The sequence below is a fragment of the Bradyrhizobium sp. TM239 genome, assembly GCF_036247985.1.
Classification (GTDB): Bacteria; Pseudomonadota; Alphaproteobacteria; order Rhizobiales; family Xanthobacteraceae; genus Bradyrhizobium; species Bradyrhizobium ottawaense.
This window is the reverse complement of sequence record NZ_BTIR01000011.1, coordinates 543470-562305: the sequence shown is the minus strand read 5'-3', so window position 1 is coordinate 562305 and position 18836 is coordinate 543470. Positions and strand designations below refer to the sequence as shown.

General features: G+C 64.4%; 18 protein-coding genes. 13 read left to right on the top strand and 5 right to left on the bottom strand.

Annotated elements, in window-relative coordinates; genetic code table 11:
• Positions 1 to 28 precede the first annotated feature (28 nt).
• Complete coding sequence (gene tesB / locus AABA84_RS21030) at positions 29 to 892, top strand: acyl-CoA thioesterase II (RefSeq protein ID WP_018323567.1); 864 nt, start codon at positions 29 to 31, stop codon at positions 890 to 892.
• On the opposite strand, the gene AABA84_RS21025 is transcribed toward tesB, so the two are convergent.
• Together AABA84_RS21025 and AABA84_RS21020 are read right to left on the bottom strand one after the other, a co-directional pair.
• Positions 889 to 1737 (bottom strand): DUF4339 domain-containing protein, encoded by an 849-nt coding sequence (locus AABA84_RS21025; protein WP_338312965.1) that lies wholly within the window; start codon positions 1735 to 1737, stop codon positions 889 to 891. The two genes, tesB and AABA84_RS21025, sit on opposite strands and share 4 nt — an antisense overlap.
• 32 nt (positions 1738 to 1769) lie before the next feature.
• Positions 1770 to 2663: a DUF4339 domain-containing protein gene (locus tag AABA84_RS21020; RefSeq protein ID WP_338308689.1), complete on the bottom strand. Its 894-nt coding sequence runs from the start codon at positions 2661 to 2663 to the stop codon at positions 1770 to 1772.
• Between the two features lie 238 nt (positions 2664 to 2901).
• Here AABA84_RS21020 and AABA84_RS21015 point away from each other — a divergent pair, with 238 nt between their 5' ends.
• The 9 genes from AABA84_RS21015 (at position 2902) to xth (ending at position 13323) form a co-directional block, all read left to right on the top strand.
• Complete coding sequence (locus tag AABA84_RS21015; protein WP_028176997.1) at positions 2902 to 3240, top strand: P-II family nitrogen regulator; 339 nt, start codon at positions 2902 to 2904, stop codon at positions 3238 to 3240.
• A gap of 134 nt (positions 3241 to 3374) precedes the next feature.
• The gene (locus tag AABA84_RS21010) at positions 3375 to 4676 is read left to right on the top strand and encodes an ammonium transporter (RefSeq protein ID WP_212243226.1); all 1302 of its coding nucleotides are present in this window, start codon (positions 3375 to 3377) and stop codon (positions 4674 to 4676) included.
• A gap of 310 nt (positions 4677 to 4986) precedes the next feature.
• The gene (locus AABA84_RS21005) at positions 4987 to 5325 is read left to right on the top strand and encodes a P-II family nitrogen regulator (protein ID WP_008142813.1); all 339 of its coding nucleotides are present in this window, start codon (positions 4987 to 4989) and stop codon (positions 5323 to 5325) included.
• Between the two features lie 38 nt (positions 5326 to 5363).
• Positions 5364 to 6812, top strand: coding sequence for an ammonium transporter (locus tag AABA84_RS21000; RefSeq protein WP_338308691.1), 1449 nt, complete (start codon positions 5364 to 5366; stop codon positions 6810 to 6812).
• A 219-nt stretch (positions 6813 to 7031) separates the two neighbouring features.
• Positions 7032 to 7436 (top strand): GFA family protein, encoded by a 405-nt coding sequence (locus tag AABA84_RS20995; RefSeq protein WP_212243229.1) that lies wholly within the window; start codon positions 7032 to 7034, stop codon positions 7434 to 7436.
• Between the two features lie 306 nt (positions 7437 to 7742).
• The gene (locus AABA84_RS20990; RefSeq protein ID WP_338312962.1) at positions 7743 to 8957 is read left to right on the top strand and encodes an aminotransferase class I/II-fold pyridoxal phosphate-dependent enzyme; all 1215 of its coding nucleotides are present in this window, start codon (positions 7743 to 7745) and stop codon (positions 8955 to 8957) included.
• A gap of 9 nt (positions 8958 to 8966) precedes the next feature.
• Positions 8967 to 11444 (top strand): DNA translocase FtsK, encoded by a 2478-nt coding sequence (locus AABA84_RS20985; RefSeq protein WP_338312960.1) that lies wholly within the window; start codon positions 8967 to 8969, stop codon positions 11442 to 11444.
• A 151-nt stretch (positions 11445 to 11595) separates the two neighbouring features.
• Positions 11596 to 12351, top strand: a complete 756-nt coding sequence (locus AABA84_RS20980) for an outer membrane lipoprotein carrier protein LolA (RefSeq protein WP_338313020.1) — start codon at positions 11596 to 11598, stop codon at positions 12349 to 12351.
• 156 nt (positions 12352 to 12507) lie between these two features.
• Positions 12508 to 13323 (top strand): exodeoxyribonuclease III, encoded by an 816-nt coding sequence (gene xth / locus AABA84_RS20975; RefSeq protein WP_338308695.1) that lies wholly within the window; start codon positions 12508 to 12510, stop codon positions 13321 to 13323.
• A gap of 51 nt (positions 13324 to 13374) precedes the next feature.
• Here the strand turns inward: xth and AABA84_RS20970 are convergent, their stop codons facing one another.
• Both AABA84_RS20970 and AABA84_RS20965 read right to left on the bottom strand, forming a co-directional pair.
• Complete coding sequence (locus AABA84_RS20970; RefSeq protein WP_018323556.1) at positions 13375 to 13818, bottom strand: cyclic nucleotide-binding domain-containing protein; 444 nt, start codon at positions 13816 to 13818, stop codon at positions 13375 to 13377.
• A gap of 58 nt (positions 13819 to 13876) precedes the next feature.
• Positions 13877 to 14563: a response regulator transcription factor gene (locus tag AABA84_RS20965; protein ID WP_007598630.1), complete on the bottom strand. Its 687-nt coding sequence runs from the start codon at positions 14561 to 14563 to the stop codon at positions 13877 to 13879.
• Positions 14564 to 14765: 202 nt separating this feature from the next.
• Here AABA84_RS20965 and AABA84_RS20960 point away from each other — a divergent pair, with 202 nt between their 5' ends.
• Entirely contained in the window at positions 14766 to 15335 is a 570-nt protein-coding gene (locus AABA84_RS20960; protein WP_338312958.1) for a L,D-transpeptidase family protein, read from the top strand.
• A gap of 6 nt (positions 15336 to 15341) precedes the next feature.
• Positions 15342 to 16127: a 2-keto-4-pentenoate hydratase gene (locus AABA84_RS20955; RefSeq protein WP_338312957.1), complete on the top strand. Its 786-nt coding sequence runs from the start codon at positions 15342 to 15344 to the stop codon at positions 16125 to 16127.
• Positions 16128 to 16297: 170 nt separating this feature from the next.
• Here the strand turns inward: AABA84_RS20955 and AABA84_RS20950 are convergent, their stop codons facing one another.
• Complete coding sequence (locus AABA84_RS20950) at positions 16298 to 16987, bottom strand: YggS family pyridoxal phosphate-dependent enzyme (protein ID WP_338312956.1); 690 nt, start codon at positions 16985 to 16987, stop codon at positions 16298 to 16300.
• A gap of 108 nt (positions 16988 to 17095) precedes the next feature.
• On the opposite strand from AABA84_RS20950, the gene AABA84_RS20945 reads away from it, so the two are divergent.
• Positions 17096 to 18793, top strand: coding sequence for a diguanylate cyclase domain-containing protein (locus AABA84_RS20945; protein WP_212243252.1), 1698 nt, complete (start codon positions 17096 to 17098; stop codon positions 18791 to 18793).
• Positions 18794 to 18836: the final 43 nt, after the last annotated feature.

Below are 18836 nucleotides of genomic sequence, written 5' to 3'. Positions count from 1 at the left end.
CCGGAATGACGGCGAGAAAGCTCACTCCATGTCCAAAAGCCTGATCGACCTGATATCGATCCTCGACCTCGAGCAGCTCGAGGTGAATCTGTTCCGCGGCAACAGCCCGAAGACCAGCTGGCAGCGGGTGTTCGGCGGCCAGGTGATCGGGCAGGCGATGGTCGCGGCCTGCCGCACGGTCGAGGGCCGGCTGCCGCATTCGCTGCACTGCTATTTCGTCCTGCCGGGCGATCCGCAGATCCCGATCATCTACCAGGTCGAACGCCTGCGCGACGGCAAGAGCTATTCGACCCGCCGCGTCACCGCGATCCAGCACGGCAACGCGATCTTCTCGATCATGGTGTCGTTCCACGCCGAAGAGGAGAGTGCGTTCGACCATCAGGACAAGATGCCCGACGTGCCGCCGCCGGAGAAGCTCACGGCGGAGGAGGTGGCGAAGCAGCCGATGTTCAAGGAGATGCCGGAGTTTATCCGCCGCTACTATGAATCCGATCGCCCGATCGAGCTGCGCCCGGTCGAGCTCGGCCGCTATTTCGGCCAGAAGATTGACGACGGCCGCATTCACGTCTGGATCAAGACCGCCGCGAAGCTGCCCGATGATCCAGCGCTACACATGTGCGCGCTCGCCTACGCCTCGGACTTCTCGCTGCTGGATGCGATCATGGCGCGCTATGGCCGCACGCTGTTCGACAAGCGCATGATGCCCGCCAGCCTCGACCATGCGATGTGGTTTCATCGCCCGTTCCGCGCCGACGAATGGCTGCTCTACGCACAGGATTCGCCGAGCGCGCGCGGCGGCCGCGGCCTGACCCGCGGCTCGATCTTCAAGCCCGACGGCACGCTGGTCGCCTCCGTCGCGCAGGAAGGCTCGGTGCGCGAGCGCAAATCCTAGGCCATTGCCCTCGCGCGCTCGACGAGCTCGAATTGCGCCATGGTCCACGTGAAGTACCAGCGCAGCAGCCACGGAATCGGAATGATTAGAAGGCAGCCGAAACCGAATGCGAGGGTTCGCCACAGCAGCTGAAGGCCCGTGCCGACGAATATCATCTCGCGCCGCGTTCCCGCGATGTTTCGGCAAATCCAGCGCATCCATGCGGCCATGACCCAGGCCCAGCCGATGATCGTGAACATGGCGAGAAACATCAGGAGCTGCCAGCCGATGAAGGCCCAGGGGCTGCCGTCGAACGTCATCGGAATCGGCTGACCGTTCGAGCTGAGATTGGCAACCACCCAGCGCATGACCATCCAGGACAAGAAGGCCTGGAGCGGAATCGCCGCAAGCTGAAAGAGGTCGTGGACGAGACCTGCATAGCCCGCCAGCGCCAGCGCGACGAAGACGTACCAGATATCGCCGACCTGGCCGGTGAAGCTGATGTTCGGCCGCTGCGGAACGTGGACGCGCGGAAAGAGCCAGCGGTAGTAGCCGGTGGCGATCCAGGGAGCCGGCACCACGACGGCGTTGCCGACCACCAGCAGGATGCACCATCCCAGGAACGACCACAGCGGCAGGTCGACCGACAGCCGGCCTCGCGCGTCGCCGCTCGAAGCCACCGCCGGTGATGCGCCGGGCACGAGACCGGGGACCGCGCCGGCCTTCTGCCAGCCGGTCATCCCCTCGGCCCAGACCAGCGTATCCGATCGCACGATTCCCCGCGCGATCAGATCGCGAAACTGCGCCTCCGGAAACGGACCCTTCTGCTGGCCTTCAGATGCGTGAAACCAGATTCGATTGGACATCTTGGCTGCTCGCTACCGAAAGCCAGCAGCCGTTACATGCGCGACTGCGCGCCCCGCGGAGCGAGCTCGGTCTGCGACGCGAACCAGTTCATGATCCAGCGATACACCCAAGGAATCGGGATGATCAGGCTGCACAGGATCGCAGCCACGATGCCGCGCCAGAGGATGTCGAGACCGCTGCCCTTGAAGACGATCTCGCGCCGCGTGCCTTCGATGCTGCGGCAGAACCAGCGCATCTGGGCCGCGGCAACCCAGGCCCAACCGATGATGGTGATGATGGAGATCGCAAACAGCAGGTTCCAGCCGACATAGGCCCAGACCGAACCGGTAAAGCTGAGACCGAGCGGCTGCCCGTTGGAAGCAAGGTTTGCGATCATCCATTTGATCAGCAGCCAGTAGAGCACGATCTGGACGATGAACAGCAGATTGGAGAGCAGCTGGCTGCCGACGAAGCCGAGCGCGATCGCCAGTACGATGAAGCCGAAGAACCAGGGCACCAGCGTCATCGCGTTGCCGGTGAAGCTGAGATTGGGCCGTCCGGGAACCTTGATGCAGGGCACGATCCATTTCGTGTACCAGACGAACAGCCACGGCACCGGGATGACGAAGCAGGAGCCGATCACGAGCACGAGCGTGCGCCAGGTGAACTCGAGAATGCTGAAATCGACCGACAGCGACCCTCCGCCTCCGCCGCCGGCATAGCCACCGGAGCCCATCATCGGCGGGCCGCCGGCCGGGATCATCGGGGGCGCACCGCCGCCGCCGATCAGGCCGGGGATTTCGACAGCCTTCTGCCAGCCGGCCATGCCCTCGGACCATACCAGCGTATCCGGGCGCACGACGCCCTGGGCGACGAGATCGCGGAATTGCCCTTCCGGAAAGGGCCCCTGCTGCTTGCCCTCGGATGCGTAGAACCAACTCGCCATGAAGCGTCCCCCTCAAACATACGTTTGTACCGGCCGGGACGCTTGGGTTCACCGCATCCATGCCAAAAATGCATTGTGAAGGATGAACGGCTGCCCTGTACAGAGGCGGCCGTTCACATGGCCAGACGTTTTTCCGCTTCAGTCTGCAACTTTTTTATGCCATTTGCCCGGAAAGATGCCAGATTGACGCTGCGCCGGGGACATACGGCGCGGCGCATCCCGGGGAATAGGCCTGACCATGAAACTCGTCGTCGCGATCATCAAACCCTTCAAGCTCGATGAGGTCCGCCAGGCCCTGACGGCGATCGGCGTCCACGGCATGACCGTGACCGAAGTGAAGGGTTATGGCCGGCAGAAGGGCCACACCGAGATCTATCGCGGCGCCGAATATGTCGTGAACTTCCTGCCGAAGCTGCGCATCGAGATCGCGGTCGCCTCCGACGTCGCCGACAAGGCGGTCAGCGTGATCACTGCGACCGCGCGCACCGGGCAGATCGGCGACGGCAAGATCTTCGTCACGCCGATCGACCACGCGCTGCGCATCCGCACCGGCGAAACCGACAGCGACGCGCTCTAGATTATTGTTTTGACGCGTTTTCCCGGCGCGAACCGGTATCCGCTTCGCTCGAAAACGCCCTGATACATCTTCTTCGATCGCGCCGGGCAACGACGCCACAGCGTGCGACGTATTTCTATGCTGGGGGGAACGACATGGCGGGATATTTGCGCCGCGCAGCTGCCATGGCTGCGCCGATCGGACTTGTGTCGATCATGGCTTCGCCGGCGCGCGCCGCGGCCTCCGAGATCAACACCGCCGACACCGCCTGGATGATCGTCGCCACCGCGCTGGTGCTGATGATGACGATCCCGGGGCTCGCGCTGTTCTATTCCGGCATGGTGCGCAAGAAGAACGTGCTCGCCACCATGGCGCAAAGCCTCGCCGCGGTGACGATCATCTCCATTCTCTGGGTCGCGTTCGGCTATTCGCTGTGCTTCGTCGGCGACGGCCCGTGGATCGGCACGCTCGACCGCTGGTTTCTCGCCGGCATGACCATGGACAGTGTCAATCCGGCCGCGAAGACCATCCCGGAATCGCTGTTCATGCTGTACCAGATGACGTTTGCCATCATCACGGTGGCGCTGGTCGCGGGCTCGGTCGCCGACCGGATGCGGTTCTCCGCCTATCTCCTGTTCTCCGTCGCCTGGTTCATCTTCGTCTACATTCCGCTGGCGCATTGGGTGTGGGGCGGCGGCTTCCTCAACAGCATGGGCGTCTTGGATTTCGCCGGCGGCCTCGTGGTGCATCTGTCGGCCGGCACCGCTGGCCTCGTCGCCGCCAAGGTGATGGGGCGCCGTCACGGCTACGGCTCCGAAAATCTCTCGCCGTTCGATCTTTCGCTCGCGGTGATGGGCACCGGCCTGTTGTGGGTCGGCTGGTTCGGCTTCAACGGCGGCTCGGCGGGCGCGGCCAATTCACGCGCGGTGATGGCGATCATCGCCACCCATCTTGCCGCCTGCGCCGGTGCGCTGACCTGGGGCGCGATCGAATGGTCGACACGGCGCAAGCCCTCCGTGCTCGGCATGATCTCCGGCGCGGTGGCCGGGCTCGGCACCATCACGCCGGCCTCCGGATTCGTGGCGCCCTGGCACGGTATCGTCATCGGCATCATTGCCGGTGCGGTTTGCTATTGGGCCTGCACCTGGCTGAAGCACCGCTTCAACTATGACGACTCCCTCGACGTGTTCGGCGTCCACGGCATCGGCGGCCTGACCGGGACCCTGCTCGCCGGCGTGTTCGCAACCAGCGCCATCGGCGGCACCGCCGGCCTGCTGGAGGGTCACCCGCAGCAGCTCCTGATCCAGTTCTATGGCGTCGCCGTCACCTTCGTCTGGTCGGCCGGCGTGAGCTTCATCCTGCTCAAGCTGGTCGGCCTGTTCGTGCCCTTGCGCGTATCCCGTGAGCACGAGCTCGAGGGGCTCGATATTTCGCAGCACGGCGAAGCCCTGCAATAAGCGGCGGCGCTACGTAATTACCTCTGAGCTGCCCGACGCATGAGCAATATTGTGTCGGCAGCCTGTCATGCTCGCATTTTGAGCAGGCCTGACCACGTTTTGGGCGCGACGGAATAGCGCACTGCACCGCAATACCCGTCCACCGCGAAAACCCCCGTTTTCATAGTCCGTTAGGCAACGCGCCCGATCTGGCACGGCATTTGATTCTAAGGGTCCTGGCTGTGCCCGCGTAGTGAACTTTCTCCCTCGTGGCGAACCAGTCGAGAACGCCCGGCCACGTCCGGACCGGGCCCAAGCGGGGATAGGACCCATGAAAATTGTTATGGCGATTATCAAGCCATTCAAGCTGGAAGAAGTCCGTGACGCCCTGACCGCCATCGGCGTTCACGGTCTCACGGTGACGGAAGTCAAGGGATATGGCCGCCAGAAGGGCCATACGGAAATCTATCGCGGCGCCGAATATGCCGTGAGCTTCCTGCCCAAGATCAAGATCGAGGTCGCTGTCGCCTCCGACCAGGTCGACAAGACCATCGACGCCATCACGTCCGCCGCGAAAACCGGACAGATCGGCGACGGCAAGATCTTCGTCATCAACCTCGACCACGCGGTGCGCATCCGCACCGGCGAGGCCGATGCCGCGGCCCTTTGATTTCGCGCTCAACCTTTATCCAATCAGGAGTGAATAATATGACGTTCAAGCGTCCCTATGGCGCGGGATTGGCGGCTCTCGCAGTCGGCCTGTTCGCTGCGACCGCAGCCTACGCCGAGCCAACGGTCAACAAGGGAGACAACGCCTGGATGCTGACATCGACAGTGCTGGTGCTGTTGATGACGATCCCCGGCCTCGCGCTGTTCTACGGCGGTCTCGTCCGCTCCAAGAACATGCTCTCCGTCCTGATGCAGGTGTTCTACACCGTCTGCGTCGTCACCGTGATCTGGGCCGTGTACGGCTACAGCCTCACCTTCACCGGCGGTTCCGACTTCATCGGCGGCTTCTCCAAGGCCTTCATGATGGGCGTCACCACCGATACGAAGGCCGCGACCTTCTCGGTCGACGCCAACATCTCGGAGCTCATCTATGTGTGCTTCCAGATGACCTTCGCGGCGATCACGCCCGCCCTCATCGTCGGTGCCTTCGCCGAGCGCATGAAGTTCTCGGCGATCGCTCTGTTCATCCCGCTCTGGGTCACGCTGATCTACTTCCCGATCGCGCACATGGTCTGGTACTGGCAGGGTCCGGACCTGATCCAGGATGCGGCCAAGGCGCTCGCAGCCGCCACTGACGCGGCGGCCAAGACCGCGGCCGAGGCCAAGCTCGCCGAGATCAAGGCCGACGCAGGCTGGATCTTCAAGAAGGACGCGATCGACTTCGCAGGCGGCACCGTGGTGCACATCAACGCCGGCATCGCAGGTCTCGTCGGCGCTCTCCTGATCGGCAAGCGCGTCGGCTACGGCAAGGAGCTGATGGCTCCGCACTCGCTGACCATGTCGATGATCGGCGCCTCGCTGCTCTGGGTCGGCTGGTTCGGCTTCAACGCCGGCTCCAACCTGGAAGCCAACGGCGGCGCTGCGCTCGCCATGACCAACTCCTTCGTCGCCACCGCAGCCGCCGCGCTGTCGTGGATGTTCGCGGAGTGGATCATCAAGGGTCATCCGTCGGTGCTGGGCGTCATCTCCGGCGCGGTCGCTGGCCTCGTGGCGGTCACCCCCGCGGCCGGCTACTCCGGCGTCATGGGCGCGATCGTCCTCGGTCTCATCGTCGGCGTGGTCTGCCTGTTCTTCTGTACCGTCGTGAAGAACGCGCTCGGCTACGATGACAGCCTCGACGTGTTCGGCGTGCACTGCATCGGCGGCATCGTCGGCGCTCTGGGCACCGGCATCCTCGTCAACCCGGCTCTGGGTGGCGCTGGCGTCATGGACTACACCGCGATTCCGCCGAAGGTCGGCGACTACGACTTCGCGGCGCAGATGATCGCCCAGCTCTGGGGCGTCTGCACCACGCTGGTGTGGTCGGGCATCGGTTCGGCGATCCTCTACAAGGTCGTCGACGTGATCGTTGGCCTGCGGACCAACGTCGAGAGCGAGCGTGAAGGCCTCGACATCACCGAGCACACCGAGCGCGCCTACAACATGTAAGTCTCCTCCCGGGCGCGGTCTCCCCGGAGATCGCGCTCAGAACTACGGTTCGGGCACATACCCGGCAATGCCCTGACCGTTGAGGGGCTCCAGCGCAAGTTGGAGCCCCTTTCTTTTTGGCAGCGTTCTTTTTGATTTCGCAGCGAAGAAAAAGATTGCCATTCCGCACTGGCGGCGCAGAAATATCGACCACAAGAAACAATAATCGGGGAGGTCGTCATGCGTTTGGAAGGCGGATGCTATTGCGGCGAAGTGCGCTACGTGGCCGAAGGCGACCCGATGATGCAGGCCCAGTGCCATTGCCGCGAGTGCCAGTACATCTCGGGCGGCGCGCCCAACACCTTCATCGCGATGCCGGTGGCCGGCTTCAGCTACATCCTGGGGCAGCCCAAGCAGTTCACCCGCAAGGATCTCGAACGCGCCGTCACGCGCGAATTTTGCGCCGAGTGCGGCACCCATCTGGTGACCATGGTTCCGGGCCTGCCGGCGGTGGTCGTGAAGGTCGGCACACTGGACGAGCCAAAGCAATTCCAGCCGCAGATGGCGATCTACACCTGCGACATGCAGGACTTTCATGCGATCCCCGCGGGCATGGCGACGTTCGAGAGGCTGCCGGGGCGCTGAAGCCCCGATGACGGTGCGCTCCTTCCCCGGCATGCGGGGAGGGTCGGGGAGAGGGTGTCTCCACCGCGGGGTTCCCCAAAAGGAGAGAGCCCTCACCCGCAACGTTCTTCGAGCGCGCTGACCTCTCCAGCAAGCGGGAGAGGTGAGAACCATCCCGTTGTTATCCGGCTTCATTATTCCTGCTCTGGACGGAGGCGGCGGCCGATGGTTAATCGCGTCTTAACCTCGCCCTATCTATGGTGAACTGAACCGCTTCCCGCCGGTGCCTTCGCGCGACCGGCTGTTCCAAGAGTGCTGGCGCCCAGAATGGTCATGACCGCTTCATCCCGTGCGCCGCAGGCCAGTGGAAGCTCCGCTACCGAACGCTCGCCCTTCGTCCGGCTGAACGAGCTGCTGGCGCCGCATCAACCCGGCAAGCCCTTGATTTCGCTCGCCGTCGGTGAGCCTCAGCATCCCGTGCCTGATTTCGTCGGCCCGGTGCTGGCCAAGCACATCGCCGATTTCGGCCGTTACCCGATGAACCAGGGCACCGAGCCGTTCCGCCAAGCCGCGAGCGCCTGGCTATCATCGCGCTTCAAGCTGCCGCGGCCGCTCGACCCCAAAAGCGAGATTCTCGTCCTCAATGGCAGCCGCGAAGGGCTGTTCCTCGCCGCGATCGCAGCAGCGCGCTATGTCGGCCCGCGCCCCGGCAAACCCGCCATCCTGATGCCGAATCCGTTCTATCCGGTCTATGGCGCCGGCGCCGGTGCCGCAGCCTGCGAGCCCGTCTATCTGCCGACCACCGTCGAGAACGGCTTCCTGCCTGACCTCGATGCCATTGACGAGGCGACACTGGCGCGCACGGTCGCGTTCTATCTGGCCTCACCCGCCAATCCGCAGGGCTCGGTCGCCTCGCGCGATTACTTCACGCGCTTGAAGAGTCTCGCCGATCGCCACGGCTTCATGATCCTCAGCGACGAGTGCTATTCGGAGATCTACACTCGCGAAGCGCCGGGCAGTGCGCTCGAATGCGCTGGCCCCGATTTCACCCGCGTGGCCGCGTTCCAGTCACTGTCGAAGCGCTCGAACCTTCCGGGCCTGCGCGTCGGCTTCGCCGCCGGCGACAAGAAATTCATCGGCATGTTCCTGGAGCTGCGCAACATCGCCGCGCCTCAGGTGCCGGTGCCGCTGCAGCATGTCGCGACCTTTGCCTACGGCGACGAAGCGCATGTCGAGGAGAACCGCAGGCTCTACCGGATCAAGTTCGATCTCGCCGACCAGATCATCGGCAACCGCTACGGCTATCGCCGGCCCGACGCCGGCTTCTGCGTCTGGCTCAACACGTCCGAGATCGGCGACGACGTGTCGGTGTGTCTGAAATTGTTCAAGGAAGCAGGCGTGCGCGTGGTGCCCGGCAGCTTCTTGGCACGGCAACAGCCCGAGGGCTTCAATCCCGGTGCAGGCTACATTCGCCTGGCGCTAGTGCAGGATGGCGAGACCACGGCGCAGGCGTTGCACCGGCTGGTCGAGACTCTGGGTTAGGCGGGGCCCATGAGCATGTCGGCAATCGAACGTGTCATTCCACTGGTCGGCCATCTGCCGCTCTCGATTCGCGAGGGGCTGGCACGGCGCGTGCGCGAGCTCACCGGCTTCGGCCTGATCGCGTTGTCGGGCGTTGCCTCGGCAGCGCTGACGACCTGGTCGGTGCAGGATCCCAGCCTGAGCCACGCGACCTCAAGGCCGATCCGCAACATTCTCGGCTACGCCGGCGCGATCGGCGCCGACCTTGCGATGCAGATCCTCGGGCTCGGCGCCATCATGCTGGTCCTGACCGTCGCGGTCTGGGGCTGGCGGATGATGACCCATCGCGCGTTCGACCGCGAAGCGCTGCGGCTCGGCTGCTGGATTCTCTGCACCGTGATCGCGGCGGGCTTCGTCAGCTGCTGGCCGCATGGCGGCGCATGGCCGTTGCCGACCGGCCTCGGCGGTGTGGTCGGCGATGCGCTGGTGCGCGCGCCCGCAGTGATTTTCGGCCCGGCCGGCACGATCTATCGCATCGTGCTGGGCACGATCCTGTTCGCCGCGATGGCCGCGACCTTCCTGATCGCATGCGGTCTTGGCGCCCGCGAGCACGACGACGAGCTGGCGCAGATCGAGGATGACGACAAGCCGCTCGACGAGGACGAGGAGAACGATCGGGGCTCGGTGTCGCTCGGCTGGCTGTTCCATGCGCTGATGAGCACGAAGGCGCGGCTGATCTGGCTGTGTGGTGCCGCTTACCGCTCGCTGGTCTCGAGCGGCCCGAAGACCAAGGCCGTCGCATTCAGCCGCCAGGAGCCGAATCTCGGCGGCGGCCGCGCCGCGCCCTCGATCTCGCCGCAGTCCGCAGACGAGGACGAAGAGGACCAGCACGAGGAAGAGGAAGAAGACGAGGAGGAAGAGGAGGAGCCCGCCGCTCGCGCCCCGCGCAAGCAGGCTGCCCCGAAGGCTGCTGCCAAGAAATCCTCCGACAAGTTCGAGCTTCCGTCCGTCTCCGTGCTTGCCGCGCCCAAGGCCGGCGATCGCCAGCCGCTCAGCAAGGCCGAGCTCGAAGCCAATTCGCGTTCGCTCGAAGGCGTGCTCCAGGACTTCGGCGTGCGCGGCGAAATCGTCAAAGCCAATCCGGGCCCCGTGGTTACGCTGTACGAGCTGGAGCCGGCGCCCGGCATCAAATCGTCGCGCGTGATCGGACTTGCCGACGACATCGCCCGCTCGATGAGTGCGCTGTCGGCGCGCGTCGCCGTCGTGCCCGGCCGCAACGCCATCGGCATCGAGCTGCCGAACGCGCATCGCGAAAAGGTCTATCTGCGCGAGCTGCTGATCGCGAAGGAAGCCACCGAGACGGTGGCGAAGCTGCCGCTCTGCCTCGGCAAGACCATCGGCGGCGACCCCGTCATCATCGACCTCGCGCGCACGCCGCACATGCTGATCGCTGGCACCACCGGCTCCGGCAAATCGGTCGCCATCAACACCATGATCCTCAGCCTGGTCTACCGGCTGCGCCCGGACCAGTGCCGCCTGATCATGGTCGATCCGAAGATGCTCGAGCTCTCCGTTTATGACGGCATTCCCCATCTGCTCACGCCGGTCGTGACCGACCCGAAGAAGGCGGTGGTCGCGCTGAAATGGGCCGTGCGCGAGATGGAAGAGCGCTACAAGAACATGGCCAAGCTCGGTGTGCGCAACATCGACGGCTACAACACGCGCCTGCTCGAATTGAAGGCCAAGGGCGAAGAGCCGACGCGCACCGTTCACACCGGCTTCGACAAGGAGACCGGCAAGGCGATCTACGAGGAAGAGAAGCTCTCGCTCGACCCACTGCCCTACATCGTCATCATCGTCGACGAAATGGCCGACCTGATGATGGTCGCCGGCAAGGACATCGAAGGCGCGGTGCAGCGCCTCGCGCAGATGGCGCGCGCCGCCGGCCTGCACGTGATCCTCGCGACGCAGCGTCCGTCGGTCGACGTCATCACCGGCACCATCAAGGCGAACTTCCCGACCCGCATCGCCTTCCAGGTCACCTCCAAGATCGACAGCCGCACCATTTTGGGCGAGATGGGCGCCGAGCAGCTGCTCGGCCAGGGCGACATGCTCTACATGGCCGGTGGCGGCCGCATCAGCCGTGTGCACGGACCTTTCGCCTCCGACGAGGAAGTCGAGAAGGTGGTGCGTCACCTCAAGACGCAGGGCCAGCCGGAATATCTCGAGGCCGTCACGGCCGAAGAGCCCACCGAGGACGAGGACGGCGCGGTGTTCGACGCCACCGGCATGGGCGGCGACGGCGGCGGCGACCTCTTCCAGCAGGCGGTTGCCATCGTCAAACGCGACCGCAAGGCCTCGACCAGCTACATCCAGCGCCGCCTGCAGATCGGCTATAACCGCGCCGCATCCTTGATGGAGCGCATGGAACTGGAAGGCATCGTCGGACCCGCCAACCACGCCGGCAAGCGCGAGATTCTGGTCGAGGAAGAAGACAGCCATATGTGAGGCAGCCGCCTCCAGACATCATTCCACGCGAAATCGTTATCTGCTTTTGCCCGAAATCACGCTAAAAGACGCCCAGCCACGTTAGGACGACGCGTTGATCAGACATCCGGACATTCGATTTGCTGCCACCGTCGCTGCGCGAAGCGCGCGCGTGGCCGGCGTGCTGCTCGTCACCGCCGCGATGGTGACGGCGTCGTCGTTCGCGCAGACCGTGCCCGTGCCGAAACCCGCGCCGAAGGGCCGCGATGGCGGTGCAGCCAGCGGCGGGCCCGCTGTCACCGGCGCAACGCAGACACCGCCGAATCCGGTGATCCCGGATCCCCGCCGCAACGTGCCGAGCAGTATCTTCCAGACCTTCGATGCCAACCAGAAGGCGCAGGCGGCCAAGGTCAGTGCCTATCTGTCGTCGCTGTCGACGCTGGTCGGGAATTTCGTCCAGGTCGGCCCCGACGGCAGCAAGACGCAGGGCGATTTCTACATCCAGAAACCTGGCAAGGTGCGCTTCGAATACGACGCGCCGAGCCCGATCGACATCGTCGCCGACGGATCCTCGCTGGTGGTGCGCGACCGCAAGCTCGCGACCCAGGACGTCTATCCGCTGTCGCAGACGCCGCTGCGTTTCCTGCTGTCGGATCGCATCGACCTGATGAAGGACACCAATGTCGTCAACGTCTCGGCCGACGACGTCTTCGTCAGCGTCACCATCGAGGAGAAGCAGGCGCTGGTCGGCACCAGCCGCCTGCTGCTGATGTTCGGCGCCAAGGACGGCCAGTTGAAGCAGTGGACCGTCACCGATCCGCAGGGCTACGACACCACGATCGCGGTCTACAATCTGGACTCGAGCAAGAAGCTCGATCCCGGCATGTTCAAGATCGATTTCACCAATTACGGCCCGGCGCCGGGTTGACGGCGCGTAGGGTGGGTTAGCGCAGCGTAACCCACCAACTTCCACTTCCGCTGAAATAGACCGTGGTGGGTTACGCCTTCGGCTAACCCACCCTACGAATTCGGCCCTGTGGACAAGCATTTTCCCCGCGCCAATCCATGCTAAGACGCATCCCCCATGCGTTTTTCCCTGACAACCTGGAACATCAATTCGGTGCGACTGCGCATCGATCTGGTCGCGAAATTCCTCAAGAGCGCGCGGCCTGACGTGCTGTGCCTGCAGGAGACCAAGTGCATCGACGATGCCTTTCCGCTGAAGCGCTTCAAGCGGCTCGGCTATGAGCACGTCGCGCTGAACGGGCAGAAGGGCTATCACGGCGTCGCCATCGTCTCGAAGATCCCATTCGAATCCACGGACATCCGCACCTTCTGCGACAAGGTGGATTCGCGTCATATCTCGGTATCGTTCGGCGAGAAGGCCAATATCGCCAAGCCGTTGGTGATACATAATTTCTACGTGCCCGCCGGCGGCGACATTCCCGATCCCGCGCTGAACGAGAAGTTCGATCACAAGCTTCGCTTCCTCGACGAGATGAAGGCGTGCGAGCCGCTGCATCCACGCGGCGAGGATCGCCACATCCTGGTTGGCGATCTCAACGTCGCCCCGCACGAGAACGACGTGTGGTCGCACAAGCAGCTTCTGAAGGTGGTCTCGCACACGCCGATCGAAACCGAAAAGCTGCAGGCCGCGCTGGCCGCGGGCGAATGGGTCGACGTCGCGCGCGATCGGATTCCGATGTCGGAGAAAGTCTACACCTGGTGGAGCTACCGCTCCGCCGACTGGACCGTCGGCGACCGCGGCCGCCGGCTCGATCACATCTGGGTCTCGCGCGCGTTGAAGGATGCGGTCAGCGATTTCAGGATTCTGCGCGATGCGCGGAGCTGGGAGCGGCCGTCGGACCACGTGCCTGTTACTGTGACGCTGGAGGTGTGAGCCCCGCCGTCGTTCCAGGCGCGACGAAGTCGCGCCTGGAACGACGGGAAGCTACGACGTCAGCTTCGCACCCGCCATCAGGATATCGCTGGCAATCTGGCTTGAGCGGACCGCGAATTCGTCGCGCAGCCGAACCGCGGCGGCGGGATCGCTTTCGAGCACGCGCTGAAACAGGCTGCGCGCGACGCGAATGACGGAGGAATGCTCCAGCGCGATCGCGCTCGACGGCCGCTTCATCGGCACCACCAGCGCAAGCTCGCCGATCAGCGCGCCGGGACCTGCGATCATCTCAGCGCCGGCGCCGTCATCGACCCGGAAGGCGCCGCGCTGGACCACGAAGCCGGCATCGGCGTCGTCGCCGAGATTGAACAGGGTGTCGCCGCGGACGAAATTGCGCTGCTCGGAGCCGATCGCCAGCATGCGCAACGAGGCATCTCCCAACAGGCGCAATGTCGGGACACGCTCGAGAAGCGCTACGTCGTCGTCGATTGACATTCAGATCCGAGGCTCAAAGGCATGCGATCTAAAACGATTCGCACGCTCTTCAAGCGTATCACGGCACCAGCTTGTAGCCACCGGCTTCCGTGACCAGGATTTCCGGGTTGGCGGCATCCTTCTCGATCTTCTGACGGAGGCGGTAGATGTGGGTTTCCAGCGTGTGGGTGGTAACGCCGGAATTATAGCCCCAGACCTCCTGGAGCAGGGTCTCGCGCGAGACCGGCATCTGGCCGGCGCGGTAGAGGAAGCGGAGGATGGCGGTCTCCTTCTCCGTCAGCCGCACCTTGCGCGCATTGGCGGCGGTGAGCATCTTGGAGCCGGGCCGGAAGGAGTAGGGGCCGACCGAGAACACCGCGTCCTCGCTGGCCTCGTGCTGGCGCAGCTGGGCGCGGATGCGGGCCAGCAGGACGGCGAAACGAAAGGGCTTTGCCACATAGTCGTTGGCGCCGGATTCGAGCCCCAAAATCGTATCGGAATCGGTGTCGTGCCCGGTCAGCATGATGATCGGAGCCTTGAAGCCGCCCTTGCGCAAGGAGCGGACCACTTCGCGGCCGTCGGTGTCGGGCAGGCCGACGTCCATCAGGACGAGATCGGGAGCATTGGCCTTGGCAGCGCTCGCGCCTTTGGCGCCGGTATCGACCGCGGAGGCTTCGAATTCTTCGTGTAGCGATAATTGCTCCACCAACGTATCGCGCAGATCGGTATCGTCATCCACGATCAGGATCTTGCGGGCATTGGCCATAGGGGGTCATCCTTTTGGGGTCCGACTCGGCGCGCATCCATGCTGCACCCAGCCGTGAGGGAAGTTTAGGGGTCGCTGTTGTTATTGTTGTTCGTGTTGAAGTAGTGGGCTGTTACCGATTCACAAGCCGGAAGCACTCTAACTCAGAATAGCAGGCCGGTTTGATGAATGTCCTGTAATGAATTCGACATTGCACGTTCACATGAAAAATAAAGCAGCTTCAGTTGGTTACACCAAGAACCGGAGCGCCGGACCGCTCTCCGCGATCCGCGTTAAGCCTGCGGCCGGGAATCCGCGCCGGGGCTGGCTGACGGCGGGATCGCTGACGCTACCGGTCGCGCTGGGGCGCGGCGGCATCCTGGCCAACAAGCGCGAGGGCGACGGCGGTACGCCCAAGGGCAGCTTCCGCCCCAGGCGCTTGTGGTGGCGCGGCGACCGGCACAGCCGTCCGCGGAGCTTCCTGCCGGCCCGGACCATCACCGGAGAGGACGCCTGGTGCGAGGATCCCAGGGACCGCCATTACAACCAGGGAATCCGGCTCGACGAGGGGCAGGGCGGCGACCGGCTCAAGCGTGCCGACCATCTCTATGACTTCATCATCGAAATCGACCACAACACGCGACCGCGGATCGCCGGCCGCGGCAGCGCGGTATTTCTGCACCTGGCCCGCGACAATTTCGGCCCGACCGCGGGCTGCGTCTCCATGACGAAATCTGCGATGCTGCAATTGCTGCGACGGCTGGGACCACGAACAAGAATCATCATCGGGTGAAGGCACATGCTCGACAAGGATCAGACCGCCGCCGCCTCGCGCATCCTCTTTCAACATTGGCGCGACGGCACCAAGCTCGACGCGCTGGAGCCGCGGCTGCGGCCACAGAGCCGCACTGAGGGCTACGCCATCCAGGCCGGCCTCGAAACATTGTCGCGTGGAAAATTGTTCGGCTGGAAGATCGCGGCCACGAGCGTCTCCGGGCAGAAGCACATCAACGTCACGGGTCCGCTGGCCGGTCGCATCATGAGCGACACCGTGATCGCCGACGGCGGGACTGCGTCGATGAAGGGCAACGAGATGCGCGTCGGCGAACCTGAATTCGCCTTCCGCATGGGACGCGATCTGCCGCCGCGTGCAACGCCCTACACTGTCGACGAGGTGCTCGCCGCCGTCGACAGTTTCCATCCTGCGATCGAGATTCCGGATTCGCGCTTTGCCGATTTCGCCGGAGCGGGCGAGGCGCAGCTGATCGCCGACAATGCCTGCGCGCATCTGTTCGTGCTGGGCGCGGCGACGACCGCGAACTGGCGTGCGATGGATCTCGTCGAGGAGCGGCCACAGATCACGCTGCGCGGCGAGCGCTATGTCGGCCACGGCAAGAACGTGCTCGGCGATCCCCGCGCCGCGCTCGCCTGGCTTGCCAATGAGCTGCGCAGCCTCGGACTGACCTTGCGGGCAGGGGAGGTGGTGACCACAGGCACGTGTCATCCACCGCTGCCGATCCACGCCGACGATCAGTTCGCGGTGGACTTTGGGGTGCTGGGGAGAGTGTCGGTGGGGTTCGTGTAAGCGCGGCTCCCTCCACCGTCATTGCGAGCGCAGCGCTTCGCTGCTCGTGCCCCGGACGCAGCGCAGCGCCCTTGGCGGTGCGCTGCAGAGCCGGGCCCATTTCGCCGCACTGTACGGTGTTGCTCTGGGTCCCGGCTCGAGGCAATCCAGACTGCCCCCGCCGACAGCAATCACCTGTGCCCGAAGATCGCGCTGCCCACCCGCACATGGGTGGCACCTAGCATGATGGCGTTGGCGAAATCCGCGCTCATGCCCATCGAGAGATTCGTCAATCCATTACGCGCGGCGATCTTGGCGGTCAGCGCGAAATGCGCCGCCGGCGGCTCGTCGACCGGCGGGATGCACATCAACCCGGAGATCGTCAGCCCATAGGTATCGCGGCAGCTGGCGAGGAAGGCGTCGGCATCGCCGGGCGCGATGCCGGCCTTCTGCGGCTCCTCGCCGGTGTTGATCTGGACGAAGAGTTGCGGGTGCTTGTTCTGGGATTCGATTTCCTTGGCTAACGCCTGGCAAATGCTCGGGCGGTCGACCGAATGGATCGCATCGAACAGCGCGACCGCCTCTTTCGCCTTGTTGGACTGCAGCGGTCCGATCAGATGCAGCGCGATGCCCGAGTAAACAGACGTTAACGCAGGCCACTTGCCCTTGGCCTCCTGCACCCGATTCTCGCCGAATACGCGCTGTCCGGCGTCGATAACCGGCGTAATTGCATCCGCGGCGAAAGTCTTGGACACCGCGATCAGCGTCACGGAGGCGCGATCGCGTCGCGCATCCTTGCAGGCGCGGGCGATTTCGGCTTCGACCGCGGCGAGCGCGTTTGGTGAATGGCCGGTTACCGGCCCATCGTTTTCATCTGTCATGACGTCGATTGATTAAGGTCGTAACCTGGGTAAGTCCAATTTTACCGAGTTCAAGAAAGAGTTTTTGAACCCTTCGCTTTACCTTGGCCGACGGGGTGGGTAGCGAAGATGGCAAGCGTCAGTCTCAACCGCAAACGAGCGAAACTCAAGCAGGTTCTCGGAATCCGGGCGCGCCTTGCGCTGCTCGCGGTGATTCTGGTGGCGCCCTTGATGCTCGAGCGCATCCGTTCGCTCGAAGACACCCGCACCCGGCAGATCGCGCAGGCCACCGTTGAATTCACCACCGTCGCGCGGCACAGCGCCGATGCGCAGCGCGAGGTGATCTCGTCGGTCGAGACCATCCTGAAATCAGAGGCCTTCATTCGCGCCTCCGCCGGCGGCGTCAGCAAGAGCTGCGACGTGCTGCGCGCAAGCCTGCCGTCGAACCTGCCCTGGATCCGCACGCTTTTGATCGCGGGCGTAGACGGGCGCATCCAGTGCGCGACGAACAACATGTATGTCGGCCTCGACCTGAGCGACCGGCCCTACTTTCAGCAGGCCCAAACCAGCGGCCGTTTCGTGCTGAGCGATTTCATCCTGTCGCGGCCCGTGGCGACGCCGACCGTGATGGCGGTTTATCCGGTGTCCGCCTTCAGCGGCGTATCCGATGCCGTCGTCCTTGCTACGGTCAATCTCGACTGGATGTCGAAGGTCATGAGCAATCTGGGCGGCCGCGCCGGCATCACCGCCGTGCTGGTCGACAGCGCAGGCACCGTGCTGGCCGCTCCGGCCGATCAGCACAGCGCGGTCGGCCGTCCGCTCGACAACATGCCGCTGATGTCGGCGATCGCCGACAGGGCGCTGCGTTCCGACCAGGATGAAGGCTCACTGTCTTTCCTCGCCGCCGACGGCTCGCGCCGCGCGGTCAGCTACATCCGCATCTCCGGCACCAACGCCCGCCTGATCGCCAGCATCGACGAAGACAAGGTGTCCGCGGCGGTCAACCGCGACATCCGCACCGCCTATCTCCAGCTCGCCTTCGTCGTCGTGTTCGTCCTGCTCGGCGCGCTGATTGCCGCCGAAAAGCTCGTCATCAAGCCGATCGAGATGCTCGTCGACATGGCCAAGCGTCTCGGCGAGGGCGATCTGTCGGCCCGCGCGGCGCGCAATCGCCTGCCGGCCGAGTTCGTGCCGCTGGCCCGCGCGTTCAACGCGATGGCGGCGCAGCTGAGCCAGCGCGAGCGCGAGCTGATCGCGAGTAACGACCGGCTGACGGTGATGGCCTCGATCGACATGCTGTCGGGGCTCGCCAACCGGCGCGGCTTCCAGAGCCGGCTCGACTTCGAGTGGATGCGCGCGCAGCAATATGGCAGCGACCTCGCGCTGCTGATGATCGACGTCGACCATTTCAAGCTGTTCAACGACACCTATGGTCATCTCGAAGGCGATTCCTGCCTGACCAGGCTCGGCGAGTCGCTGTCCGGCATCGCCGCCGACACGATGGGCTTTGCGGCGCGCTATGGCGGCGAGGAATTCTGCCTGCTGCTGCCGAACACCGATGTGAACCGCGCCGTGGAAATCGGCGAGCTGGCCCGCGCGGCCGTGCTGAAGCTGTGCCTGCCGCACATCACCTCAGCCCACATGATCGTCACCGTCTCGATCGGCGTTGCCGCAGCGAAGCCCAACGAGGCCTTGCGTCCCGGCGACCTGATCGAAGCCGCCGACGCCGCGCTCTACGCCGCAAAACACCGCGGCCGCAACAATGTGGTCGAGCACGGCGTGCAGGCGATCGAGACCGGCGCCGCCGAAATGATGATGGCTGGCTGATCGTCAGCCAAGGCCAACGTCGTCGTCACCACGCCCCGCAACA